The sequence below is a fragment of the Spirosoma terrae genome, from assembly GCF_010435915.1.
GTDB classification, from domain to species: domain Bacteria; phylum Bacteroidota; class Bacteroidia; order Cytophagales; family Spirosomataceae; genus Spirosoma; species Spirosoma terrae.
In genome coordinates this window covers 81,938-106,945 of the sequence record NZ_JAAFZH010000016.1, presented here as the reverse complement: position 1 = coordinate 106,945, position 25,008 = coordinate 81,938, and the positions used below count along the sequence as shown (strand labels likewise).

The following is a 25,008-nucleotide window of genomic DNA, read 5'->3' as shown; positions in this document are numbered from 1 at the left end:
AGCAATAATCAGTAATAGGCAATCCATCCGGTCAGGAGATGCAAGGTATTGCGTCTCTACAGGGCGTTCATAAACAGTGATAAATCCCCGTCGGCGGCAGCTTTTAGTAGCAGAAACCGCCAGACATTGCTGATGGCTACGTAACCATCGACTTCGGCGCGGTTCAGCGTAACCACACTTTGCAGCAGGGTTGGCAGGTCGGTTAAACCGCTCTGATAGCGCGATTTTGCCTGATTGTATGCCTGTCGGGCGGCCAGCAGCTGAATAGGGGCTTGCCGGGCCTGCTCAAGAGCCACCTGGTATTGGGTTTCGGCTTCCTGATACTGCCTGGAGATCTGCAGACGTTGGGTATTGAATAACTGCCGCGACCGTTCGACTAAAAACTGATCGGCCTGGTAGTCGTGGCGGGCGCGTAGAAGGCTCGTAATATTCCAGCGAGCCGTAATACCGACCAGATAATTGCCAACCTGATAGCCGAGTCCATTCAACTGATTGGTCAGGAACATATCGCCCGAGTTGGAAAAACCGGAACCACGGGCATTGCCAGCGCCAACAAAAGCAATCAGCGGCATACCCGACCGTTGCGTGGCCAGGCTCCGGGCCGCCGACAGGTTTATCTGCGACTGAAATAAACGTAGCGTCGGATTGCTGGGCGATAGTGAGTCCGATTTGAATGCCCCATTAGGTAGCGAGGTGTAGAATCGCATACTATCGATCTGCATACCCGGCTGGAGTTGGCCGATTAGCTCCGACAGTCGTAGTCGCTGTACTTGCTCCTGCTGCTGACTCTGTAGTAATAAAATCCGGGCGCGGGCTGCTTCGGCAGTTGCCAGTGCGCTATCGACTCCGGCCCGCATTCCGGACCGAACGCCAGCGTCAACTACTCGTTTGAACGTATCGGCCCGCTCCTGATTGCTGCGTTGAATCTGAACGAGTTTCTGATTGATGAGCAAGAGCAGATAGGCATCGATGGTACGCACCTGATGCTGGAAAAGCTCGTTTTCATAATCGGCCTGACTACGTTGCAGATCGGCTTTGGCTACGCCAATGTTAGCTTTGTTTCGTCCGAACGTAATGGCTCGCCATTCGATCGAAGCGCTCGTATAACTGCCAAAACTAGCCTGAGCAATCGGGTTAGCCCTAACCCCGCCTGAGGTTGATACGTTCGTAGCCTCGTTGGGGAAAAATGAATTGTTCAGGCTATTGCTGGTGGCATAATTATACTGATCCTGAACCATCATAATGGGTAATAGATCGGTTCGGCTGGCCTGCAACCGGCGGGTCGCACTACTGATTTCCGCTTGTTTGGCTTTCAGCAGCGGATACTGTTGGGTACTCTGCTCAACAACCTGATTCAGCGTTACCGACTGAGCCTGTGCCTGAACAGAGAAGAGACCAGTTCCCAGCCAAAGCAGCCAGCTCTTTGTTCGTCGGTATCTGACAACAGTTGGCAACGGTTGTTGAGTCCTCAGAAAATTGACATTAATCATTGGTGTCGACTTATCCGGATATGGTCTGGGTCACGGATAAGTGCCTGCAAAACACGGTGTCAATTCTGGAAACATTTGGGAAAAAGAGCCACAGCCGGTCGATTTAGTAGGTAATTTGTCGGAGATAGGCTAAAATCTTCTATCAAAAAGCCCGTTACGTTGTTAATAGACTAAACAAAACGTTTTTGTTCGGATGACCATCGAATTATACGCTGTTCCAGGCAATGTTACGTCGGAGTCAGTAGAATCACCTATTTCCAATGCGTCGGGAGAATTGCCGGAACAGGAACCAACGCTCGATCTCGGCGATTTGATCGGAAGTTATGATTCGGAAGAAGAAATTTTAGCGTTCTTAAACGAACAGCTTTCGGCCAGGAATCAGACCCTAACCGACAGTCAGATTGTGGCGTTTGATCCATACACGCATGTCAAACGCCTTCAGCTTACTATTCAGCACGAAGATCAATCCACCAATCAGCAGCATTACTACCTGGTAACTGACGAAGGGTACTAATTGGCCACCTTATTTATGGCGGGCCACCTGCGAACGGATTCGACTGAGCGAAGGGCCCTTAATCCCCAGATACGACGAAATATGACCCAGCGATACGCGGTTGAGGATGTCGGGATTGTTTTCGATTAAGTCAACGTAACGTTCTTCGGCTGTTTGGGTAAGCAAGCTTTCTGAACGGGCCTGATTAAACATGAAATATTGTTCGGCCAGCAGGCGACCAAACCGTTCCCAGCCGTGCGACTGCTGATACAGTTGTTGCAGATGATCATAGTCGATGACCAGTAATTCGGCATCTTCCAGCGCTTCTATCAGATAAGGGCAGGTAGTTTTGGTGAGTAGGCTTTTCAGCGAGGTCAGGAAGGCATGTTCAGTGATAAAGTAGAGATTATGCTCCAACTCTGTTTTAGGATCGACGTAGTACACCCGGAAGATACCTTTCAGGATGAAACCAACCTGACGGCAAACTGAATTCTGAAAATTAAAAAGATCGTGTCGGGCAATAGATCGAACTTGCCATAACGAATCGGCCAGTTGAAGGTCCTCGTCAGAAAGCTGCGCAAACTGACGTAGGTGGTGATGTAAAATAGGTTGTTTAGACTGAATCATTCGTACTATATAACTGAAAGAATAGGCTTAGTTGCTGCTCAAAAAAACTACGTGACAACTTTTTTCGGTGATACGGTCACTTTTTAACATAGGTGAAAAATAGGCCGGAAAACACCACATACCTTTGGGTCATCAAAAATGAATTGCAAACAAATCTAAATCATACTTCCATGAAAATTACACGTAATGCATCAGCACATTGGGCCGGAACTGGTAAAGATGGTAAAGGAACGCTAACCACAGCCAGTACAGTTCTGAACCAGACCCAATATTCGTTCAACACTCGTTTTGCTGATGGCGTCGGAACCAATCCTGAAGAGTTAGTAGCGGCTGCTCACGCAGGTTGTTTTGCCATGCAGTTAGCCTTTAATATTCAGCAGGCTGGTTTTGCGGCCGATTCGCTGGACGTATCGGCGGCTGTTACGTTAGAAGATGGTGGTATTACCAGTTCTAAACTGACCCTGAAAGCCAGCGTGCCCGGTTTAGATAAAGCCAAGTTCGACGAGCTGGTTGATCATGCCGAACACAATTGTCCTATCTCAAAGCTGTTCAATACGACAATAAGCGTTGATGCTACGTTAGCATAAACGAATGGTTACTAATAAAACCGGCATAGAGGTGAATCTCACCCATATGCCGGTTTTATTCCTTAAGGAGCTGGGCTAGTTTGGCTTCCAGTTCGTGCATGGTTAGGCCTCTGGCTATTACTCGCCTATTCGTGTCCAACAGAATAGTGTCGGGGACTCGATCAACAGCTAAATCGTGGGTTAGTGTTTTGGATAGTTCATTATTCAGGATCTGAATCCAGGGTAGATTGTTTTGACTGTCTTTTTCCTGAGCAGACCAGATGGTAATGATCTCCAATCCGGAAGATTTATAGTTTGTATAAAGGTTTCTAAGCATGGTATGTTGGCGCTTACAGGCCAGCATGTATGTCATTGAAAAATCGAGCAAAATAAAGCGACTCTTTAGAATGATACGTTGACAGGTGAATTTTCGTGGGCTGAGGTAGCAAAATCCTGAACGGTAACGCCCAGCTTTTTAAGAGTCAGTTTATCGGATAGTCGCTTGTAAGACGGATAGGAGGAAAAAGCACCTAGCTTGTCGAATAAGGAATAGGTTTGATCGTAGGCGAAATCGTTGGTTGCAAACGTGTACCAGCTTAGCGACAGATCTGGATTGTTCAAAATCTGTTTAATAAGCGCGTTTGTTTGGGCGATACGTAGCGAATCGATCTGATTTTCAAGTTGAAAAGCAGCTAACGTATCGCCTTTTACCATTGCCATCGCTATTTCCTGACTTAACTCCCGGTCGGTATTCTGAAAATCGTTTGACCTATAAAGTTGCTCTACCCATAAGTCGCTACCGGGAGAGCCTACCACTAACGAATGAGTGGAAGAAGTTGGATCAATGCTGATATCGATACGTGGTGAATCGATAAAAAACGGAATGTCGTCTTTATTACCTTCAACCCATATATAGGCCGGGCATGGCTCTGCTACGTCAATGGTAAAGACTGCCATTCGATTCAAAACGACAGCCGTGTCAAGTTTTGTTTTCTGAGCCAATGGCTGTGCCACAAGCAAAGCCTGTCGGCCTTCCCATGATTTTGGGAGCAGACACGTAACAGTACTAGAGAGTTGCGCATACAGATGAATAGGACTGACTAGCATCAGACTCAGGCATAAGAGCGCCGAAATGATAATCAGATACCTATTCCTGGTCATTATAAAGAAGAGTTGTGGTACCAGAAAAGTCTCCGGTACCACGATGGTTACCGGTTAAGACTTATAAAAATCAGGAAGCGGATTCAGGACTGGCGATTTCCGTTGGTGCCAGTAGGGGTAAATTGGATGACGGTCGCTGGCCTCGTCCAACCTTTTAAGCTGATCAGCCGACAGCTTCCAGCCAACAGCGCCCAGATTTTGCATCAGTTGCTCTTCATTCCGGGCACCAATCACTACGTTACACACCGTTGGACGTTGCAAAACCCAGTTCAGAGCTACCTGCGCTACCGTTTTGTCTGTTTCTGCGCCAATCTCATCCAGTACATCAACAATGCCGAATAGGAATTCGTCGGAAATGGGTGGGCCTTCGCCACCACCCTGAGCAATCCGGCTATCTTCCGGGAAAGGTTGGCCACGGCGATATTTCCCGCCCAAACGACCCGCTGAGAGTGGACTCCACACAATCGTGCCGATATGTTGATCGAGGGCAAGCGGCATTAGCTCCCATTCAAATTCGCGGCTAAGTAATGAGTAATGAGCCTGATGGGCTACGTACTTAGACCAGCCGTAACGTTCCGAAACGGACAGTGACTTCATCAGATGCCATCCCGAAAAATTGGAGCAGGCAATGTAGCGCACTTTGCCGCTTTGGATAAGCGTGTTCAGCGTATTCAGGGTTTCCTCAACAGGGGTTTTGCTATCGAACCCGTGCATGTGGTAAATGTCGATATAATCAGTTTTCAACCGACGCAGACTGTCTTCGCAGCATTTGATCAGTCGATGGCGCGACGATCCTAAATCATTGGGTCCACTGCCCATTTTAAACGTTGCCTTCGTAGAAATCAGCACTTTGTCGCGCAGCCCACTGAGCGCCTGCCCAAGAATTTCTTCCGATAGGCCCAGCGAATAGACATCGGCCGTGTCGAAAAGGTTAAGACCTGCGTCGAGACATAGATTGACCATCCGCGAGGCTTCATCCACCTGGGTAGCGCCCCAGGCTTTGAAAAAAGTAGTTCCACCACCAAACGTTGCCGTTCCAAAACTCAGCACCGGAACTTTTAGGCCCGAAGCCCCTAGTTGTCTGTATTCCATTGCAATGACTTGTTAGTTTGTATGTGCCGGCAAGAGAAAACCTTTGCCGTTTTGATTTATTGCTGGTCAGTAGCGTGAAGAAAGCTGTAAGTTACTAACTATGCATTAGTCTGCCATTTTTCTTATCGGAGGGTGGTATTGCTACGTTATAGAGTTGTTACGTAGCGTTAGTCGCGTGGCATAGTACGTAATGCGCATCCTAAATCTTTCCAGAATTGGTCAATAGATTAGCCTGATAATTATATCAGCAACGATATGAAAGTTTTAGTAGTTGAAGATGAGTTGGGATTAGCGGAAAGCATATCCGACTATATGGTAAAAGAAGGGTACGTATGCGAAACGGCTGCTACGTTTCGGGAAGCCGACGAGAAAATTTATCTCTATACGTATGATTGTATTATTGTTGATTTAACCCTGCCCGATGGCGATGGTTTTCAGCTGATTAATAGTTTAAAGAAGTTAGTAGCCACCACAGGAGTTATTATAATTTCGGCTCGTAATGCGCTGGAAGATAAGGTAAAAGGGCTTGAGATTGGTTCGGATGATTACCTGACAAAACCATTTCATTTATCGGAGCTGAATGCACGGGTAAAATCACTGATGCGTAGGCGGCAATTTGGTGGACACACAGAAATTCGGTTTCAGGAAATTGTTGTTGTGCCGCATACCCGGAAAGTTTTTGTGAAGGGCCTGCCAACAACATTGTCACGAAAAGAATATGATTTGTTGCTCTATTTTCTGTCCAATGTCGATGTAGCGTTAACAAAAGCGTCGATCGCCGAACATCTTTGGGGCGACAATATCGACTCCGCCGATTCATTTGATGTTGTGTATTCTCATATCAAAAATCTGCGCCGGAAATTAATTGAAAAAGGAGCTGCCGATTATGTACAATCTATTTACGGAATCGGTTATAAATTCAGTCAGTTTTGAAACTACTTGCTAAAACGAATCGAATTTATCTGGGCTTTTCGCTGATCATTTATTTGTTGACAGCGCTGGCTTTTTACGAGATCATTCGCTTTTTAATTTATGATGAAGTCGAAAGTCGCTTACAGGTTGAGCGGCTCGATTTCGAAGCGTATGTTAAAGCGCATGATACGTGGACGAGTAGCCCCTATTTTGTTGAGAACAAAATTGAAGTCAGCCCAGTCCAGAATTATCCTGAAAAACCAGGAGAGGTCTTCACGGATACATTGATACGTAATCGATACGACGGAGAAGTGATGCCTTTTCGTCAGCTTACGTTTTATAAGCCTATTCATGGGGTAATGCATCGGGTTGAAATTAGAAAATCATTGATTCAGACGTATCGGCTTATTGAGGTTATAACAATAACTATGGCTATTTTTCTGGGCTTACTACTATTGGGAACATTCTGGTTTCAGGGTAAGCTATCAGGTCGTCTTTGGCATCCTTTCTATGAGACACTCCAACGGATTAAAGGCTTTAACCTGAATAGTGGAGTTGCCTTGCAACTGACTCATTCTGAGATTACTGAATTTACGGAACTCAATGAGGTGCTGAAGAAGATGGCCGATAAGATGCAACAGGATTATAGAAGCTTAAAGGAGTTTACGGAAAATGCCTCTCATGAAATGCAGACACCGTTAGCGCTCATTAATGCCAAAGTTGAACAACTGATTCAAAGTGAAACGATAACCGAAACGCAAACGTATTGGATTGAAACAATATACCAGGCTTCGAGACGGATGGCTCGACTGAATCAGGGTTTATTATTATTAGCAAAGATTGAAAATCATCAGTTTCAGGACAGTCAGTTGGTCAACTTATCGCAACTTTTTAGCGAAAAACTGAAGGATATGGACGATGTCTTGGCGTTTAAAGAAATTGCAGTTCAGGTGCGTATACACGACAGCTTCGGTGCGCAATTGCCAGGCCCTCTGGCCGAAATTCTAGTAACAAATTTAGTTAATAATGCTATCAAGCATAATCAGTTAAATGGTTGTATTGAATTGGAGTCAACGATAAACTATTTATGTTTGAGCAACACCGGTGGCACATTGGTATCGGAGCCAGAGAGGCTCTTTGAGCGCTTTAAAAAAGAAGCTACTGGACCAGATTCTGTAGGTCTGGGATTAGCTATTGTAAAACAAATCTGCGACAGTAATGAATTAGCGATAACGTATAAACAAACCAATGGTAAACATGAATTTCGGTTATCAAAACTGTATGCAGAGTCAACGAATACTAATAGTATGTAAATACTATCGCTTATTTGTTACGTACTCCATTTTACTCGTTTTTATATGTTTAGTAGGTAACGTTTGAATTAATTGGACAATAAACGGGTGAATTTTAGTAATAATAAATTTATGTACGATAATATATAATCATAGTTCTTATATTCGCGTTTGAATCTATTATAAGATATTGAATAGACTGTACTATGAAAACAACCCAAATTCGCTTCTTCTCTCCTTTAGAAAATAGTAAACCAAAAGAAAAAAAGGCGGCTAAATCAACACCAGTTACAGGCTATATCTCTCAGGCTGGTAAACTTGTATTTCCGGTAAAATCAATTTCACAGCTAGACTTTGATCCCGCGAATGCTAAATTCAAAATTGGTGTACAGGAAGGAAAACGGAAAATAAAAGCCCTTTATCTGGTATTATCCGGTGATGAAGAAGGAACGTTTGTTTTAGAAAAAGCGGCTAAAAGCTATAGCGTTTCATTGCCTGTAATTCTGCAGAACAATGGCGTAGATTTTGCAAAAACAAAGTATACGTTTACGGTAAAACCGTTTGATTACGACGATGACGTAACGGGCTACGAGCTTCAATTAAATGATCAGGCTCCTAAAGCTCCTTATACAGGTAAGCCTCGCGGTCGCAAGCCGCTTAACAAAACGGCAGAATAAGACATTAGGGTAAGCTTATCTATAAAAAAACCTCCTGAGCCAATCATCAGGAGGTTTTTTTTTATATAAATAGTCATTTCAGGGGGGAGTATAGCAAAATAATTTTGATATTTCTATAGATAGTTGTGTTATATGTTTGTTGATTTACCAATTAGTAAATTTGTTATTTTGTTGATGGTCAGATCGTAAATCAATAGAGGTTGGGTTTTACTTTTAGGATAGTTAATACCTTCCTTATTGTACTCCCTACTATGAAAACGCTGTTAATTTTTGGTACGATAGCCTTTGCTGTATTTATTGGTTGTATACTCTATTACCGAATAACGTTTATTAATCGCTGCCCCAACTGCAAACAGGCAAATTCGCAGGAACGAATAGCCCGGCCACTTCTCTTTAAATCATTATTATTTTTTATTCCAAGTCGAGCCTACATATGCTATGCCTGTATGAAACGCTTCGTCGTGATTGGTCATGCAGAAAAAGCGAAGACAGTAGCCACCGAAAAGAAGCTGGAAGTCTGACCATTGACGTAATGGTTTTCTGAAGACGAATTACAGGCTAATAACTTGGGCTAAATACTAATTAATACTTGTTTTTCTCCCTAAAAACAGTTAATTGCATATAGAAAACAACCTTAAATTTTCTATATGATAACAGGAACGAAACAAAGAAGTCAGGGCAACTCAATAGCAAGGCTATGTAATACAAGTACTTGTCGGCAAATCTCTGACTTTTTAGTTTTCTGTATATGACGAGAAACGAGCTTAATGATGCAATTGCTCAGGGAGAAAGTGCCCATCTTGAGTTTAAACGTTCCATCTCCTCGCCTTATCGAATTGCCCGGACTCTGGCCGCTTTCGCTAATACATCAGGCGGGAAATTACTGATCGGTGTGGCAGATAATGGTAAAATCGTTGGCGTGTCCTCTGAGTTTGTTGAAATACGAAAAATTGAAGAAGCCACCGATCAACTAATTGAACCAGCGTTGACAGTTAGCTATGAGGTTCTGTCGCCAGATGGTCGAACGGTGTTGATTGTTAAAGTTTCCGAGAGTGAAGATAAGCCTCATTACGCCATCGACGAGTCTGGGAAGCGGACTATATACGTACGTACCCGCGACAAATCTGTGCCGACAAGCAAGTTAATTATTGGCCAGGAAACGGCGCAAAGCCCCTTTGTGAAATCGCAGATGGGCCGCACATTAATTCAGTTTCTGCGCCGGAACGATCACATCACTGCCGACCGATTCGCTAAGTTGATCAACGTGTCAGACTATCGGGCGGGCAAGCTGTTACGTCAGCTTACGGAGCAGGGTTTGTTGTTAATGATCGATAAACCACGGCCTGTTCGCTATGCACTGAAGCTTACAGAATGATCATGTCGTATCTTTGTCGATACTATGACATCAGATCAACTAATTACCCGAGACGTAGTTACTGCCTATTTTACAGACCTTCAGGACCGTATCTGTCTGGCATTGGAAAATGCCGACGGATATGGAACGTTTCGGGAGGATAGCTGGGAGCGGCCGGGCGGGGGCGGTGGACGCTCACGAACAATGGCCAACGGAGCTGTTATCGAAAAAGGGGGCGTTGGTTTTTCGGCTGTTCATGGCGAAGCTACGGAAGCCACGCTGAGAACGCTTAATCTGACAACACCGGCAGAGTTTTTTGCTACGGGTGTCTCCATCGTTTTGCATCCCAATAGTCCAATGGTACCGATCATTCACATGAATGTTCGGTACTTTGAAATGAGCACCGGGCAGTGCTGGTTTGGTGGCGGCATTGATCTCACTCCGCATTACGTTGTCGATCAGGATTCAGTATGGTTTCATCAGTACTTGAAAACGATTTGCGATCAGAACGATCAGACCTATTACCCAACCTTCAAGAACTGGGCCGATGACTACTTTTTTATTCCTCACCGCCAGGAAACCAGAGGAGTTGGTGGCATTTTCTTCGATTATCTGAAGCCGACCGATGAGGCTCATAAAGCCAGTTTGTTTGGCTTTGTGCAGGCTGTTGGGAATGCTTTTGCGCCAATTTATACGCATTTCATGAATCAGAATCGTGCTCTGCCTTTTGGTGAGCGCGAAAAACAATGGCAGTTGTTACGTCGGGGACGCTACGTAGAATTCAATCTGGTATGGGACCGGGGAACAAAGTTTGGGCTTGAAACCAATGGCCGAACAGAATCTATATTGATGAGTATGCCGCCACAGGCTAACTGGATCTATGATTTTCGGACGGAGGCTGGCAGTCAGGAAGAACGAACGTTGAGCCTGCTACGTAAGGGAGTCGACTGGGTGCGTTGACGACACGTTCAGGGAAGAGCATAACATACTACGTAACGTAATGGGAGCGGGCGGTTATTTAGACTGAACGCTTCCGTTCAGCAGCGACGAGAAGTCCCAGAAATGCTCAGGGTTATAATGCAAATGCCCTTTCTCAATAGAAAGTGGACTGTCGAAATTGTTATGATACAATTGCCCCGTTCCCAGACCCTGGGGAATCAGATGTTTAAATTGAGCCGTATACTGGGCAATAGCATTTAGGCCTATATTTGATTCAAGTGCTGAGGTTATCCACCAGCCAATATTGAGTCGTCCCGCCAGTTCAATCCATTCGTCGCAGTGGCGTAAGCCGCCCAATAGCGTCGGCTTTAGAATAATAAACTGAGGTTGAATTTTCTTTAGCAGACGAAATTTATGGACATACTCCATCTGGCCAATTAGTTCTTCGTCCAGCGCTATAGGAAGCGGAGAGTGCTGGCAAAGGTCGGCCATGATTTCTGGCTGACCAGCCCGAATTGGCTGTTCGATAGAATGGATACCAAAAGATGCTAACCGCTCCAGTTTTTTCATGGCATCCTCGGGCCGGAAAGCACCGTTGGCATCGACACGTAGCGTAATCTGGTCGGGAGAGAACCGGCTACGGATCATGGCCAGTAAATCACATTCTTCCTCGAAATCGATTGATCCTATTTTAAGTTTTAACGTAGTATATCCTTCGCGAAGCTTGGCCTCAATTTGCTCTCGCATGAAGTCAGGGGTTCCCATCCAGATCAGCCCATTAATTGGCAAAGCACGCTGCCCAAGGGTAAAGTCTGTATCCTTAACGATCCGTTTGCCCCCGCCCAAAAAATCAAGCATGGCAGTTTCGAAGCCGAACAAAATACTGGGAAACTGTGGGCTGATTAGCTGATTGAGTATAATGGGAACATTCCAGCTGAACAGCTGTAAATCCAGATCACTGAATTCTTTACAGTTTTGGGCCAACTGATCCTCAAAATCGGATCGGTCGTCGAAGCTTAACCCTGTCAGTGGACCGCATTCTCCATAGCCAATTACCGATGTATCGTCATCGTCGTAGACTCTAATTATATACGACGTTTTTTCCGTAAGTATGCCGCGCGACGTACCCGCTTCAAAGCGAAAGTGTAGGGTGTATTTAAGGTAGTCGGCTTTAAGACTCATTGTACCAATACGGTATGGCGGGCGTTATCAATCCTAAAAGTACTACTTTTGGTAGCTCAATAAAGTCAATGTTACGAAATTATTAGCGAAGCCATTGTCGCCGTTTTTATTACTCTTGCCATTTAGTAGAATTTATGGATCGATAACCGATTTTCGTAATTGGTTGTATGATAGGAATTTATATTCCGTGTTTTATCCTGAGGTCAGCCTCATTGCCGTTGGGAACTTAACTGTGGGCGGAACCGGAAAAACACCCATGATCGAATATTTGATCAAACGGTACATAACAACTAGGCCTGTGGGGCCTGTTGATATAGCCACGTTGAGTCGTGGGTACGGTCGAAAGACAAAGGGTTTTCGATTAGCAACCGAGCAGGATAATGCAGAAACAATAGGGGATGAGCCCTTCCAACTTTACCGTAAGTTTAACCCGTGGGTGACTGTTTGCGTGGGCGAACGTAGAGCCGAAGCCATTCGGCAGCTTCAGCAACGTCAACCGCAAACAAACTGTGTTTTACTGGATGATGCCTTTCAGCATCGGGCCGTACAGCCACATCTGAATATTTTATTGACCGATTACAGCCGACTTTTCTACAAGGATCACCCGTTTCCAGCCGGGCGTTTGCGCGAACGACGGCATGGGGCCGAACGGGCAGATGCCATTGTCGTCACTAAATGTCCGGATCATCTGCCGGAAACTGAACAGGCGATCATAAAGGAAGCTATCGGTACGTATGCACGTCCGGGTGTTCCTATTTATTTTGCTGGCTTACGATATGGGACTCCGATGTCATTTGCCACGCAGCAGCCCATATCGAACGTAACGTCTGTGGTGCTGGCGTCTGGGCTTGCTAATGCCGACCCACTGGAAGACTACGTAAGAACGGCTTTTCGCCTGATAAAGCATCACCGATTTTCGGATCATCATACGTACACTCGGGCAGAATTTGACAAGTTGATTGATTCCCTTAAGTCGGGTGAGTGTTTAGTAGTCACGGAGAAAGATTGGGTGAAACTGGATGCGTTGCTGACTGATCAGGAGCGTGCTACGTTACCGGTATATTATCTGCCGGTAGAAATTGAATTCCTTGATAGCTACAAACAGGATTTCGACCGATTGGTAGATAATATCCTACTTAAAAATCCTTAATCAATACCGTTCTAATCCGTGCATCTGGTGGTTTTGGTGTACTTTTGACCTAATGAATCGAAGCGTACTTTTTCTTTTCTTGTTCATAGGGCTGACTCTGACGGCTCAGGCACAAATACCCAATGGACTTCAGGTTCCCAATGGATTTGGCCAAACAACATTTCCCGGAAGTACCACTGGAGGAAGCACCAGTTTTGGCGGTATTGATGACTCCACAAAAGTTATCTACGGCCCAAAGTCGACCCGGTATATTCTCGAAGATGATGTGTTCAATAATCGGGAGAAACTCTATACCATGGATACAACCATGGATGATACGCACCGGTTTCTATACGTTCAGCGCTTGCAGAATCTTTATCAGGACCTAGGTAATCTGGGTACGCCCATGAAACCCGTTTTTGTGGACGTACCGCAGCAACTAGGTGCTCAAACCGGTTATTCTGTTTTTTCTCCCTACGCTTACCAACCCGCGCAGGTTAAGTATTTCAATACCAAATCGCCGTTTACCGATATGTATCTGGCGCTGGGAGGCCGAAACCAGAATATATTACGTTTCGATTTTGCGCAGAATATAACACCTCGCTGGAATGTTGGTTTTAATTCGCAGCGCTTTACCTCCCAAAAGCAGTTTGGTACGAGTGGTTCCAACGATCCTACCAAGCTGCTGGCTCAGAACTGGGGTTTTCTGGGGCATACTAATTATCGTTCCAAGAATGATAAGTATACGCTACTGGCTCACTTCATTAATATGAACCATAGTATTGATGAGCAGGGGGGCGTAATACCCGGAACGAATCTGGATGGAACACCAAATGATTATGCCTATACAGGTGATGCCTTACTGGTGAGTGCCTCAACCAATACGCAGGGACCGCATGGAAATGAGATACGTAACGATTGGCACGTATATCATCAATACGTTCTTGATCAGGGTATTCAGGTCTTTCACCGGCTCGATTACAACCGCCACAAAAACTCCTATCACGACGAGAATCTGGCTACGAATTTATCCTTTTATCCTACTCTTCTGGGCGATACGTCGAGTATACACCAGGATGCCCGCTTTCGGTTACTGGAAAACCAGTTTGGACTCAAAGGGATTTATAAACGTAACGAGTCCGCATTTAACTACCGGGCTTATCTGCGCAGTCGGATTTATGGGCAATATACTCGTTATAATACGTCGGGGAGTAATTTTAATGAATACGAAACCCGCCGGACGGAAACATTTTTGGGCGGTTGGTTAGGCTATTATTTTCCTGATAGTCTGTCGCAACTGACGGCTGAATTAGAGTACCAGATTGGGGGTGGGTACCGTTTAGAAGGACAGCTTAACAGTAAATTTTTAACCGCCGGCTATTCATCGATTTTGGCTAATCCAACCCTCTTACAGGAACGATTCCAAAGTCATGTGTTTTTCTGGCGTAATAACTTCAGTTTACGGGGCTATAACCATGCTTTTGGTAAATTAAACCTGCGCTATAAAAAACTACTGCTGCAACCAGGTTTAGACTACTATTTGCTAAGTAACTATGTATATTTTGACACAAATGCAGTGGTTCGTCAGGATCAGGGCTCGTTCAGCGTATTAAGGGCCGGGTTGGGTTATCATTTTGAATTAGGAAAGTTTCTAGCTTCTGGACAGGCGTATTACACCGTTCAATCTCGACAGGATGCACTCCGAACGCCACCGTTCTTCATGAATGCTCGTTTGCAGTATGAGTTGCTGTATGCCAAAGTACTTTACATTCAGGTTGGGGTGGATCTGCATTATAAATCACCTTATTATGCCGACGCTTATATGCCGCTCACTCAGCAGTTTCATCTCCAGAATCAGCAGCGAGTAGAAGGTTATGTCTTGGCTGATGTATTTGCAAACTTGAGAGTGAACCGAACCCGGTTGTTCGTAAAGCTAACCCATGCCAATCAGGGTGTGTTTCAGCCCGGTTATTTCGTTGCTCCCAATTTCCTGGCTATGCGGAGGGGTTTTGCGTTTGGCGTCGATTGGTATCTATTTGACTAAGGATAGGTAACAGCGGACGTTTTCGTTCTTTACGTAGTATATTTAAGCAGTAATTTTAGCGTACTTAATTAACATCAACTTTTTCCATGGACTCCTTTCAGATTAAAAAAGCTCCGGCACAGTATGACGTAGCAATTGTAGGCTCCGGCGCAGGGGGCGGCATGGCCGCTTATATCCTCGCCAAGGCTGGTGCTAAAGTCGTATTGCTCGAAGCTGGCGGCTACTTTGACCCGGCTGATCCTAAGTATATTACCCAACTGAAATGGCCCTGGGAGTCGCCCCGACGTGGAGCTGGCACTACCCGCGCCTTCGGTGATTTCGATGCAGCCTGGGGTGGCTGGCAAATCGATGGGGAGCCCTATACAACGGCAAAAGGTACCGAATTCCACTGGTTCCGTTCTCGGATGCTGGGCGGCCGTACCAACCACTGGGGACGGATTTCGCTCCGCTTTGCTCCCGACGATTTTCGCCGGAAAAGCATGACGGGTGTTGGCGAAGACTGGCCAATTGGTTATGATGATCTTAAACCTTTTTACGATCGGGTTGACAAGCTGATTGGGGTTTTTGGTTCCGTAGAAAATATGCCATCCGAACCAGATGGAATTTTCCTGCCACCGCCCAAGCCTCGTCTGCACGAATTAATGATTCGAAAAGGAGCACGTAGCATCGGTATTCCGGTTATTCCGTCGCGTTTGTCGATCCTGACCAAGCCGATCAATGATGAGCGGGGTTCCTGTTTCTATTGTAGCCAGTGCGGCCGTGCCTGTCAGGCTTACGCCGATTTCTCGTCGTCGTCGGTGTTGGTAAAACCAGCCATGAAAACCGGCAACGTAACGCTGATCAATGGCGCTATGGTACGTGAAGTACTGACCGATCCGGCTACCGGTTTAGCGACGGGCGTTAGCTACGTTGATACGTTGTCGTTGCAGGAGAAAACAGTGATGGCTAAGTCAGTAGTATTGGCTGCCAGCGCCGGTGAAACTGCACGATTGCTCCTGAATTCGAAATCAAGTCGTTTTTCGACCGGTCTGGCCAATAGCAGCGGTGTTGTTGGTAAGTATATTAATGACTCAACCGGAGCCAGCCGTTCGGCGTTTATTCCGGCCCTGATGGACCGTAAGCGCTACAATGAAGATGGCGTTGGTGGTATGCACGTCTTTACCCCCTGGTGGCTGGACAACAAAAAACTTGACTTCCCTCGTGGCTATCACATCGAGTACTGGGGTGGCATGGGGATGCCCGCGTATGGATTCGGTTGGGGCGTAGAAGCCCTGAACGGTATGATTCCGGGACGTGATGGCAAAATGAAACCTGCGGGTGGTTATGGTGCCGGGCTGAAAGACGATTTCCGTCGTTTCTACGGCGCTTACGTTGGTATGGCTGGTCGGGGTGAACCCGTACCGCTTGAAAGCAACTACTGCGAAATTGACCCGAACGTAGTGGATAAATACGGTATTCCTGTGCTACGCTTTAACTACAAATGGTCTGATTATGAAGTGAAGCAGGCCAAGCACATGCAGGACACCTTTGAGGAAATTATTCATTCGATGGGTGGAATTGCCCTGGGTAATAAGCCCGGTCCAGAGAACAGTTATGGCCTTGAAGCACCTGGTAAAATTATTCACGAAGTGGGAACCGCCCGTATGGGTAATGATCCCAAAACATCGGCTCTGAATAAATTCCAGCAGGCTCACGATGTCAAAAACCTGTTCGTTGTTGATGCCGCTCCGTTCCCATCGCAAGGCGATAAGAACGTAACGTGGACGATTTTAGCGTCGTCTATGCGTACCTCTGAATACATTATTGACCAAGTGAAAAAGAAGAATATTTAAAGTTTTGGGTACGTAGTTTATTATAATTTGACCTTCACGGTCTTTTTAATACTCTACCTAAGCCTAACCAAGACAAACTATGAAACGCAGAGATTCTTTAAAAGCATTTTCACTTGCCGGGTTTGGTCTGGCGGTATCTCCAGTTGAAGCAGCTGTACCAGCTCCACCGACGACACCAATCAAAGTGCCGGGTGGACGGCAGAAGTTTGAAGCCGAGCGCGACGCCAAGCTGCAGGCAGAAAAGTTCTTTACCCCTCATGAGCTACAGACCGTAACCGTATTGTCGGATATTATCATTCCGGCTGATGAGCGTTCGGGGAGTGCTTCGCAGGCGGGTGTTCCGGCTTTCATTGAGTTCATGATGAAAGATCAGCCCGGTAATCAGACACCAATGCGCGGAGGCATTCGCTGGCTCGATAATACCTGCGTAAAACGGTATGGCAAGCCATTTGTACAGTGCACAAAAGCGCAGCAAATCGACATGGTCGAACAGATTGCCTACCCTAAACAAGCCAAGCCTGATATGAGTCAGGGTGCGTCTTTCTTTTCGATGATGCGCAATATGACGGCTACGGGTTTTTATACCAGTCAAATGGGTATTAAAGATCTTGGGTACGTTGGTAATGTCCCTAACCAGTGGGACGGCGTTCCGGCTGACGTATTGAAACAATACGATCTAGCATATGAGGAGCGGGAAATGACGCAAGGCAAGTAATCCATACGAGTGACAACAAAAGGGGGCATTTTGAATAAGATGCCCCCTTTTGTTGATTTAAACAATGCTCTTTCTGAACAAAGCAATAGCTGTTAGGACTGATTGTATAGTTTCAATACGGGCTCGCTGATTGATTGGCCCGTGTCCGACAAAAGGAAAGCAATTGTTTTGCTGATGTCCTGGGGAGAAACCCATTTCGACGGATCGGCATCAGGCATAGCTTCCCGATTGGGAGGTGTATCGATGATGCTTGGAACGATAACGGTGGCTGAAACCCGCTTCTTTTTCCCTTCTGCATTAACAAGGTTCGCCAGTTCAAAAATTAACGATTTGCTAAGTGAATAGGCCGTGAGACTTTTGCCCGCTTCAGGCTCCAGGGCCGGGCGTGCGCCAATAAATACGAACTGTCCACCACCCTGTGTTTCAAATTGGGCAAGCAGTGGTTTAACAAAATTAAAGGCCGACAGAAAATTAAGCCGGTACATATCTTCCAGATCGGCTACGTTGGTGTCATGAATCGTTCCGGCGGCAAAACCACCCACCAGTAGGACCGCAGCCTCAATAGTGTGCCCATCCAGCTTTTTTAGGAATGCTGTTACCTGGTCGGCATCCAATACGTCAACGACATAACTGTCAACGTTGGACAGATGGCTGAAAAGTCCCAGTTTTTTATCCGAGCTAAACGTAGCAACAATGTGATAGCCCTGTTGATGTAATTCCTCGACAACAGTAATGCCAAGATTGCCGGACGCGCCGGTAACAAGTACAGATTTCATGTGTTATATCGTAGGCGAATGAAAAGTGATCGTTCGTTTTAACAGTATTAGCCTTATGTCAGCAAGCTACGACTTTTTATATTTTGCCTGACAGGAGACTGTAGGCAATCATGGCTGTAGCCAGGAAGCAGGGCATCAGACGTAACGCTTGTGACTCAAGAAAGATAGGGAAACAGATAGCAGATAGATAGTATTCGTCGTTATTCATAACAGATTACCTATTAACCATTACTTTTGCTCTATGGCAAATTATAAAAACGAAGGGTTTAACCCCACGGAAATAAACGCTCTGAAAGAAGAATGTCAGCAGGAAGGAAAGTCGTTTGTGTATGTAGAAGACGATGACCTTGACGTACTGGAGTCGGGCGAATGCGTTCACATTCAGTTTCCAGGGAGTTATCAGGGACAAGAAGTGATTTTTGATGCATTAGTCTATACGTTACGCTTGCATCACAGCAGTCTGGTCTATGAAATGGCCGTTGAGCAGGTGCAGAAGGCGTATCCCGACTATATTCCGCCCGAAGAACGTAAAGAGAATTATAAAATCAGCCCTGAGCTGGAAGAAGAAGCCGAAACGGCTTTGACCGAAATTATTGAAGAGATTGAGGAAACCGAAACGGTTAAAGTTCAGGAGCACGTTGAGATTGATACTGAATTTGACTACGGAATCAGTTTGGACGTATGTCTGAACGTAGAGGAAGTTACCGATGAAGTCATCGAGGATTTTATTCAAAACTTTAAAGCCAATACACTTCGCCTGGATAATACGTTGTATTCGTTCACAAGCGAGGGAGACGAATAATCGTTATTACTTACGGACGTCCAACAACGTAGTGTCAGTACTTTCTAAAAGTACTGACACTACGTATTTTTGCGGCTATGCATTTATTTTATCAGCCCGATCAGGTTTCCTTCCTGACCGAAGATGATTCCCGACATGCCGTTAAAACACTTCGACTCGGAGTTGGCGATGGTATTGCGGTAACCGATGGACACGGAAATCGGCATTCTGCCGTTATTACACAGGCCGACAGTCGACGGTGTGGGTTCCGCATCATCGAAACGCAGACAACCCCTTCCCGCCCTTTTTCAATCCGAATTTGTGTGGCTCCAACCAAGAATATAGACCGGATTGAATGGTTTGTTGAAAAAGCAGTTGAAATCGGTATTGAACGGATTAGCTTTTTCTTCGGGCAACATTCCGAACGGCGGGTGCTGAAGCTGGAACGTATTGAAAAGATTGCCATAGCGGCTATGAAGCAATCATTACAATCGTATCTACCGCAGTTGGATGAAGCCGTTTCATTCAGCGATTTGCTTGAAACGGTTAATGATGAACAACGATTCATTGCCCACTTGCCTGATAACAGTGCGCCTACTAACTTAGCTAAAATAGCAACGGCCCAACGTCGATACGTTGTTTTAATAGGACCGGAAGGCGATTTTTCGGAAAAAGAAATACAACAGGCTGTTGCCGCTGGTTTCCAGATGGTAACGCTTGGCCCCAATCGATTACGTACTGAAACGGCAGCCCTAACCGCCTGTCAGCTTTTAAATTTCCTGAACGTATGAAAAAACTGCTTATTCTAGTCATCATTCTTCATTCTTCATTTTTGATTGCAAAAGGCCAGTACGCTTATAAAATCGCCAAGCTGAAATACAACGGGGGGGGCGATTGGTACGCCAATAAAACATCGCTTCCTAACCTGATCAAGTTTGCGAATGCTAATCTGCGCATGAATATCTTTCCGGAAGAAGATATAGTTGAGCCAGGTAGCCCCGATTTGTTCGGTTATCCGTTTGTTCACATGACTGGTCACGGCAACGTTACGTTCAGCGAAGCCGACGTTCAGAATATCCGCCGTTACCTGATTTCGGGCGGCTTTCTTCATATCGATGATAACTATGGGCTGGATAAGTTTATCCGTCGCGAGATGAAAAAGGTTTTTCCCGAACTCAATTTTGTGGAACTACCCTTCAATCATCCTGTTTACCAGCAGAAATTCAAATTCGCTACTGGATTGCCCAAAGTACACGAACACGATGGAAAAGCACCACAAGGATTCGGGCTGATTTATCAGGGAAGGCTAGTCTGTTTTTATAGCTATGAGTGTGATCTTGGGAATGGCTGGGAAGATCAGAGTGTTTATAATGACCCTGAACCTATGCGGCAACAAGCCCTGAGAATGGGGGCTAATCTGCTACAATATGCGACCACCACGAATTAGCTGTCTGATTTATGTAGACTAAAAATGGCCTTCCTGATTAATATAAGGCTATAAGCTATCTTGTGGGAAGTTGTTAGAAGAACTTTAGCGAATTAAATAAAGTATTATTTGGAGAAGACAAGCCAAATCCGTTTAAATTTCGTTAGTTTTGTAGGAGTTTTCTTATGTCAACTCAGTTGTTCACCCTTTAAACAGTCAATATGGTGATTGTACTGGCCGCATTCATCGGACATTGGTATCTGTCCCTGTTCTGCCAAACGTTTTTCTTACACCGCTATTCGGCCCATAAAATGTTCTCCATGAGCAAATTTTGGGAGCGGTTTTTCTATTTCTTAACCTACTTGTCACAGGGGTCATCATACCTAAGCCCTCGGGCCTATGCGGTATTACACCGGATGCACCACGCCTTTAGTGACACGCCTAAAGATCCTCATTCGCCCCATCACACAAAGAACGTATTCACGATGATGTGGCAGACAAAAAATATTTATAACGCCGTATTGCACCGTAAACAACCAATTGAACGCCAATTCGATCGGAATTACCCTGAGTGGAGTTTCGTTGAGAAGATAGGGGATTCGTGGATTTCGCGAGCTGGCTGGGGTATATTCTATAGCCTGTTCTACATTTTCGCATTCATTTATCTGGATATGCACTGGGCTTTTTTCTTTCTGCTGCCCGTTCATTTCGTGATGGGACCCGTGCATGGTGCCATTATCAACTGGAGTGGTCATAAATATGGTTATTCGAACTTTGATAACCACGACCAGTCGAAAAACTCGTTAATTCTGGACGTAGTGATGATGGGTGAGCTATTCCAGAATAATCACCATAAGCGTCCGAATGCTGCTAACTTCGGGGCTAAATGGTTTGAGTTCGATCCTACGTATCCAGTCATTACCATACTTCACAAACTGCACATAGTTCGCTTGAGACCTTCTGCTGAAGCCAAGAAAGCGCAGCATGAAGTTGGACACGACAGGCTGGTTGAAGATGAGACAGAAGCTTAATTTTTTGAATGCACCCTGTTATTGAAAAAGCCCCAATTTCGGGGCTTTTTTAGTTAGGGCTTTATCGAGTTATACGTTGTTATAACAGTATTTTGGCAATATCCTGCCAGGATTTAACCCTGCGAAATTCCTGATCGTCGCGATTATGTAGTGCGTCGAACAGTAAGCCTTCGCCCTGAAAGGTACGGAGATTTCGCGGTAGATCGTCGATAAGAAAGTCGGTGTTTAAAACACTCTTGTCGCCCATGAAAATGTAGTTGCGCCAACTGATGGCCGGAAAATGTTCCTGGAGCCAATCCCATTTTTCACGTAGTGAGTTAGGAAATTCCTGGGCTGCTGATGCGATATAAACATCATATTTTTGTTGTAGCTCAGTAATCACATCCTGAGCCCCTTCCATCACTGGAATATCGCGGAAAAAACCAACCTCGTAGACACGCTCCGAAATAGCTTTATACTCATGCTCATCAAATAACTCGTGAAATGATTTCTCCTTTAGTTCATCAAGTGTGTAGCGAGGCATTTCACCTTCCAGATAAAGTTTGATGAACTTGGCGTGTGTGTCGGCCATGACATCGTCCATGTCAATAGCAATACGTTGTTTCATGTTGTCGGAACCAGGATTACGCCGATTTTAAGATAAAAGGGATTTTGTTAACTGTAAGCGCTTCAGGGAAGCGAAAACAAAATCCCCTTCATCCTAAAATCGGCGTGATCCCGGTCAGATTTTGCGGTTTATATCAAATTTTTCAAGATAATCAGCGACACGGCGGACAAACTGACCGCCTAAAGAGCCATCGACCACGCGATGATCGTAGGAATGAGACAGGAACATCAGCTGGCGAATACCAATAAAGTCGCCTTGCGGTGTTTCGATGACAGCCGGTTTTTTGACAATAGCACCAAATGCCATGATAGCTACCTGTGGCTGAACAATGATGGGCGTTCCCATCAGATTGCCAAATGTACCGATGTTTGAAATGGTATACGTACCACCAGCCAGATCGTCGGCTGTCAGCTTGTTTTCGCGGGCACGTTTGGTAAGATCGTTGACTTTTTTGGTCAGCCCAACCAGGTTGTATTGATCAGCGTTATGAATGACCGGTACAATTAAATTGCCGTTGGGCAAGGCTACCGCCATACCAATATTGATGGGTTTCTTCACCAAAATGGTGTCGCCCTCTACCGATACGTTGATCAATGGAAAATCATTGATGGCTTTCACGACCGCTTCAACCAGGATAGGCGTATAGGTTAAATTTTCGCCGGTTTGCTGTTTAAACTGATCTTTGACACGTGTTCGCCACTCAACAACAGGCGTCATGTCGGCTTCGACAAATGAGCTGACGTGAGGAGAGATCTGTTTAGACTCGACCATCCGTTGAGCGATCATCTTGCGCATCCGATCCATCTGAATGATGTCCGTCTGGCCGTTGACTGAGCGAGATGGCTCTGACGTAGCAACGGGTGATTGCGCAAACGAGCTGGCAGGTTTGGCCGCAACAGGACTTACGTGGTCACGATCTTGTAGTCGGCCTTCGGCGCGGTCGATTACATACGCCAGTATGTCTTTCTTGGTGATTCGATTTTCGGCGCCAGAGCCGGTAATCTGATCCAATTCTTCCCGCGACACACCTTCTTCTTTGGCAATGTTCAGAACCAGAGGTGAGTAGAATCGGGCTGACGTCTTAGACTGACGACCAGCCACGGCGACATGTTCTGTCGTAGATGCGGGTGCACGGCTGCTCATCGCCACAATGCTTGTTTCCAGCTCGCGAGCCGACTCGGAAACCTCATTGCTTTCTGATTCATCCGGAACATTAGCGACATCGCCAATTCCTTTAGGTGTTTGGTCTGGCGATCCAGCAGTAGCGTGAGCTGATGGCTGATCGGTGTCTATTTCGATACGGGCAATAGGAGCTCCAATGGCCACTACGTCACCATCGTGGACCAGAACTTCTTTTAAAATTCCATTTTGAGGAGCCGGTACTTCGGTATCCACTTTGTCGGTGGCAACCTCCAGAACCGATTCATCGGCTTCGATACGATCACCTGGTTTTTTGAGCCAGGTGATGATCGTGCATTCCATTATACTTTCGCCCATTTTGGGCATCACCATATCAATAAGAGCCATTTCTTTAGTACTGAAAAGTGAATGCTGATGTTTGGCATAAACAGGATGTTTTTAAACCTCGGCATTCATGGATAAAAGTTCTTCACGTAGCATATTCAATACGTAAGTTGACGTAAGCTGTATGTTTTGATCACGATACTGGCCAAGTCGAAGTAGTCGGGCAACCGTACGTTGTTCGGTCGAACAGGCAATCCAGATAGTGCCCACTGGCTTATCGGGAGTTCCGCCATCCGGTCCGGCAATCCCACTTGTGGCAATGCCGACGTTAGTGCCTAATGCTTTACGAACTCCTTCGGCCATCTGACGTACTGTTTCTTCACTGACGGCCCCAAATTGGTCGAGCGTACTGGGGTCAACACCTAATTGATTAACCTTGACCACATTACTATAACTAACAACACTCCCCCAGAAATAGGCCGATGAGCCAGGAATTTTCGTGATTTGCGATGAAACGAAACCTCCGGTACAGCTTTCGGCAATGCCAAGAGTGAGGTTTCTTTCCTGTAACAAGCGTCCGACAACAACTTCTAGTTCATCCTCATCGAAACCAAATACGTTTTTTTCGATCAAAGGCAATACTTTTTCCACCTGGTCGGCCAGTTGCTGGTCGAGTGTGGCTTCGTCGTTGCCAGTGGTTGTCAATCGTAACTTCACACCGCCGAAGCTAGGTAAGTACGCTAACTTGATGGATTCGGGTAAGGCATCTTCCCAGGCTTCAATGCGTTCGGCCAGGAATGATTCGCCAATGCCCACCGTTCGAATCATTTTGTGTTTAATAACGGGCGTTTTGAAATGCTCACGTAACTTAGGCAAGATCCGATTACTCATCAGATGCTTCATCTCAAACGGAACACCTGGTAGGGAAACGTAAATACGCTTATCGTGTTCGAACCACATACCCGGCGCAGTGCCCCAGTCATTCTGGATATACAGAGCGTTGGCAGGCAGATCGGCCTGGGCGCGATTAAGATCAGTCATGGCTCGTCCGCGCTTCTCAAAAAAGCTCGTTACCAAGGCAAGTGCCTCGGCGTTACGTACCATGCCGACGCCAAAGTAGGTGCAAAGTGTTTTCTTGGTAATGTCGTCTTTGGTAGGCCCTAATCCACCGGTGATGATAATTACGTCGGCTCGTTGGTGAGCTTCGTGGAAGATCTGCAAAATGGCATCAGCCTGGTCACCTACTGACGATTTACGCGTTACGCGAATCCCAATATTGGTTAACTCGGTTCCAATCCACTGCGTATTCGTATCGGTAATTTGCCCGAATAAAATTTCGTCGCCGATCGTGATTACTTCGGCACGGATCATGTTAGTCATAAAAGATGCGGCCCGAGAGTCGCTGTAAGTGGAGAAGC

General features: G+C 45.8%; 26 protein-coding genes. 16 read left to right on the top strand and 10 right to left on the bottom strand.

Going from position 1 to position 25,008, the window contains the following annotated elements; all coding sequences use genetic code 11:
- Positions 1–56 precede the first annotated feature (56 nt).
- Positions 57–1,490 carry a TolC family protein gene (locus GK108_RS25650; RefSeq protein ID WP_163954436.1) on the bottom strand — a complete coding sequence of 478 codons (1,434 nt, stop codon included), beginning with the start codon at positions 1,488–1,490 and terminating at the stop codon, positions 57–59.
- A gap of 193 nt (positions 1,491–1,683) precedes the next feature.
- Here GK108_RS25650 and GK108_RS25645 point away from each other — a divergent pair, with 193 nt between their 5' ends.
- Positions 1,684–2,004 carry a hypothetical protein gene (locus GK108_RS25645; RefSeq protein ID WP_163954435.1) on the top strand — a complete coding sequence of 107 codons (321 nt, stop codon included), beginning with the start codon at positions 1,684–1,686 and terminating at the stop codon, positions 2,002–2,004.
- Between the two features lie 9 nt (positions 2,005–2,013).
- On the opposite strand, the gene GK108_RS25640 is transcribed toward GK108_RS25645, so the two are convergent.
- Positions 2,014–2,610 carry a Crp/Fnr family transcriptional regulator gene (locus GK108_RS25640; protein ID WP_163954434.1) on the bottom strand — a complete coding sequence of 199 codons (597 nt, stop codon included), beginning with the start codon at positions 2,608–2,610 and terminating at the stop codon, positions 2,014–2,016.
- Between the two features lie 170 nt (positions 2,611–2,780).
- Here GK108_RS25640 and GK108_RS25635 point away from each other — a divergent pair, with 170 nt between their 5' ends.
- Complete coding sequence (locus tag GK108_RS25635; RefSeq protein WP_163954433.1) at positions 2,781–3,197, top strand: OsmC family protein; 417 nt, start codon at positions 2,781–2,783, stop codon at positions 3,195–3,197.
- Between the two features lie 55 nt (positions 3,198–3,252).
- Here GK108_RS25635 and GK108_RS25630 read toward each other — a convergent pair whose 3' ends face one another.
- Genes GK108_RS25630 through GK108_RS25620 form a run of 3 tightly spaced genes read right to left on the bottom strand, consistent with a single transcriptional unit; the run spans position 3,253 to position 5,429 of the window.
- The gene (locus tag GK108_RS25630; protein WP_262887462.1) at positions 3,253–3,564 is read right to left on the bottom strand and encodes a peroxiredoxin family protein; all 312 of its coding nucleotides are present in this window, start codon (positions 3,562–3,564) and stop codon (positions 3,253–3,255) included.
- A gap of 14 nt (positions 3,565–3,578) precedes the next feature.
- Positions 3,579–4,337, bottom strand: a complete 759-nt coding sequence (locus tag GK108_RS25625; protein WP_163954431.1) for a DUF4369 domain-containing protein — start codon at positions 4,335–4,337, stop codon at positions 3,579–3,581.
- A 54-nt stretch (positions 4,338–4,391) separates the two neighbouring features.
- Positions 4,392–5,429: an aldo/keto reductase gene (locus tag GK108_RS25620; RefSeq protein ID WP_163954430.1), complete on the bottom strand. Its 1,038-nt coding sequence runs from the start codon at positions 5,427–5,429 to the stop codon at positions 4,392–4,394.
- 255 nt (positions 5,430–5,684) lie between these two features.
- Between GK108_RS25620 and GK108_RS25615 the strand changes: the two genes are divergently transcribed.
- The 6 genes from GK108_RS25615 to hemF all read left to right on the top strand — a co-directional run bounded on the left by GK108_RS25615 (position 5,685) and on the right by hemF (position 10,624).
- Complete coding sequence (locus tag GK108_RS25615; RefSeq protein ID WP_163954429.1) at positions 5,685–6,362, top strand: response regulator transcription factor; 678 nt, start codon at positions 5,685–5,687, stop codon at positions 6,360–6,362.
- Positions 6,359–7,654: a sensor histidine kinase gene (locus tag GK108_RS25610; protein ID WP_163954428.1), complete on the top strand. Its 1,296-nt coding sequence runs from the start codon at positions 6,359–6,361 to the stop codon at positions 7,652–7,654. Before GK108_RS25615 ends, GK108_RS25610 begins: the two co-directional genes overlap by 4 nt.
- A 185-nt stretch (positions 7,655–7,839) precedes the next feature.
- Complete coding sequence (locus GK108_RS25605; protein WP_163954427.1) at positions 7,840–8,310, top strand: hypothetical protein; 471 nt, start codon at positions 7,840–7,842, stop codon at positions 8,308–8,310.
- A 251-nt stretch (positions 8,311–8,561) separates the two neighbouring features.
- The gene (locus tag GK108_RS25600; protein WP_163954426.1) at positions 8,562–8,831 is read left to right on the top strand and encodes a hypothetical protein; all 270 of its coding nucleotides are present in this window, start codon (positions 8,562–8,564) and stop codon (positions 8,829–8,831) included.
- 227 nt (positions 8,832–9,058) lie between these two features.
- Positions 9,059–9,685: an AlbA family DNA-binding domain-containing protein gene (locus GK108_RS25595; protein ID WP_163954425.1), complete on the top strand. Its 627-nt coding sequence runs from the start codon at positions 9,059–9,061 to the stop codon at positions 9,683–9,685.
- Between the two features lie 24 nt (positions 9,686–9,709).
- A complete protein-coding gene (gene hemF / locus GK108_RS25590) occupies positions 9,710–10,624 on the top strand; it encodes an oxygen-dependent coproporphyrinogen oxidase (RefSeq protein ID WP_163954424.1) in 915 nt (304 codons plus the stop codon).
- Between the two features lie 54 nt (positions 10,625–10,678).
- Here the strand turns inward: hemF and GK108_RS25585 are convergent, their stop codons facing one another.
- Positions 10,679–11,785 (bottom strand): o-succinylbenzoate synthase, encoded by a 1,107-nt coding sequence (locus GK108_RS25585; RefSeq protein WP_163954423.1) that lies wholly within the window; start codon positions 11,783–11,785, stop codon positions 10,679–10,681.
- A gap of 94 nt (positions 11,786–11,879) precedes the next feature.
- On the opposite strand from GK108_RS25585, the gene lpxK reads away from it, so the two are divergent.
- The 4 genes from lpxK to GK108_RS25565 all read left to right on the top strand — a co-directional run bounded on the left by lpxK (position 11,880) and on the right by GK108_RS25565 (position 17,505).
- Positions 11,880–12,935 (top strand): tetraacyldisaccharide 4'-kinase, encoded by a 1,056-nt coding sequence (gene lpxK, locus GK108_RS25580; protein WP_163954422.1) that lies wholly within the window; start codon positions 11,880–11,882, stop codon positions 12,933–12,935.
- Between the two features lie 52 nt (positions 12,936–12,987).
- The gene (locus GK108_RS25575; protein WP_163954421.1) at positions 12,988–14,958 is read left to right on the top strand and encodes a putative porin; all 1,971 of its coding nucleotides are present in this window, start codon (positions 12,988–12,990) and stop codon (positions 14,956–14,958) included.
- 86 nt (positions 14,959–15,044) lie between these two features.
- A complete protein-coding gene (locus tag GK108_RS25570) occupies positions 15,045–16,790 on the top strand; it encodes a GMC family oxidoreductase (RefSeq protein WP_163954420.1) in 1,746 nt (581 codons plus the stop codon).
- Between the two features lie 79 nt (positions 16,791–16,869).
- Positions 16,870–17,505 carry a gluconate 2-dehydrogenase subunit 3 family protein gene (locus tag GK108_RS25565; protein WP_163954419.1) on the top strand — a complete coding sequence of 212 codons (636 nt, stop codon included), beginning with the start codon at positions 16,870–16,872 and terminating at the stop codon, positions 17,503–17,505.
- Positions 17,506–17,597: 92 nt separating this feature from the next.
- On the opposite strand, the gene GK108_RS25560 is transcribed toward GK108_RS25565, so the two are convergent.
- Positions 17,598–18,281, bottom strand: a complete 684-nt coding sequence (locus tag GK108_RS25560) for an SDR family NAD(P)-dependent oxidoreductase (protein ID WP_163954418.1) — start codon at positions 18,279–18,281, stop codon at positions 17,598–17,600.
- A 241-nt stretch (positions 18,282–18,522) separates the two neighbouring features.
- On the opposite strand from GK108_RS25560, the gene GK108_RS25555 reads away from it, so the two are divergent.
- The 4 genes from GK108_RS25555 to GK108_RS25540 all read left to right on the top strand — a co-directional run bounded on the left by GK108_RS25555 (position 18,523) and on the right by GK108_RS25540 (position 21,519).
- Positions 18,523–19,083, top strand: coding sequence for a hypothetical protein (locus GK108_RS25555; RefSeq protein ID WP_163954417.1), 561 nt, complete (start codon positions 18,523–18,525; stop codon positions 19,081–19,083).
- A 77-nt stretch (positions 19,084–19,160) separates the two neighbouring features.
- Positions 19,161–19,853 (top strand): 16S rRNA (uracil(1498)-N(3))-methyltransferase, encoded by a 693-nt coding sequence (locus GK108_RS25550; protein ID WP_163954416.1) that lies wholly within the window; start codon positions 19,161–19,163, stop codon positions 19,851–19,853.
- On the top strand, positions 19,850–20,509 hold the full coding sequence (locus GK108_RS25545) for a DUF4159 domain-containing protein (protein WP_163954415.1): 660 nt from the start codon (positions 19,850–19,852) through the stop codon (positions 20,507–20,509). The genes GK108_RS25550 and GK108_RS25545 overlap by 4 nt, the downstream gene beginning before the upstream one ends.
- Before the next feature lie 200 nt (positions 20,510–20,709).
- On the top strand, positions 20,710–21,519 hold the full coding sequence (locus tag GK108_RS25540; RefSeq protein WP_212592885.1) for an acyl-CoA desaturase: 810 nt from the start codon (positions 20,710–20,712) through the stop codon (positions 21,517–21,519).
- A gap of 79 nt (positions 21,520–21,598) precedes the next feature.
- Here the strand turns inward: GK108_RS25540 and GK108_RS25535 are convergent, their stop codons facing one another.
- The 3 genes from GK108_RS25535 to GK108_RS25525 all read right to left on the bottom strand — a co-directional run bounded on the left by GK108_RS25535 (position 21,599) and on the right by GK108_RS25525 (position 24,970).
- Positions 21,599–22,126: a 5' nucleotidase, NT5C type gene (locus GK108_RS25535; RefSeq protein ID WP_163954414.1), complete on the bottom strand. Its 528-nt coding sequence runs from the start codon at positions 22,124–22,126 to the stop codon at positions 21,599–21,601.
- 114 nt (positions 22,127–22,240) lie between these two features.
- The gene (locus GK108_RS25530; protein WP_163954413.1) at positions 22,241–23,653 is read right to left on the bottom strand and encodes a dihydrolipoamide acetyltransferase family protein; all 1,413 of its coding nucleotides are present in this window, start codon (positions 23,651–23,653) and stop codon (positions 22,241–22,243) included.
- Positions 23,654–23,704: 51 nt separating this feature from the next.
- Positions 23,705–24,970 carry a competence/damage-inducible protein A gene (locus tag GK108_RS25525; protein ID WP_163954412.1) on the bottom strand — a complete coding sequence of 422 codons (1,266 nt, stop codon included), beginning with the start codon at positions 24,968–24,970 and terminating at the stop codon, positions 23,705–23,707.
- Positions 24,971–25,008 lie beyond the last annotated feature (38 nt).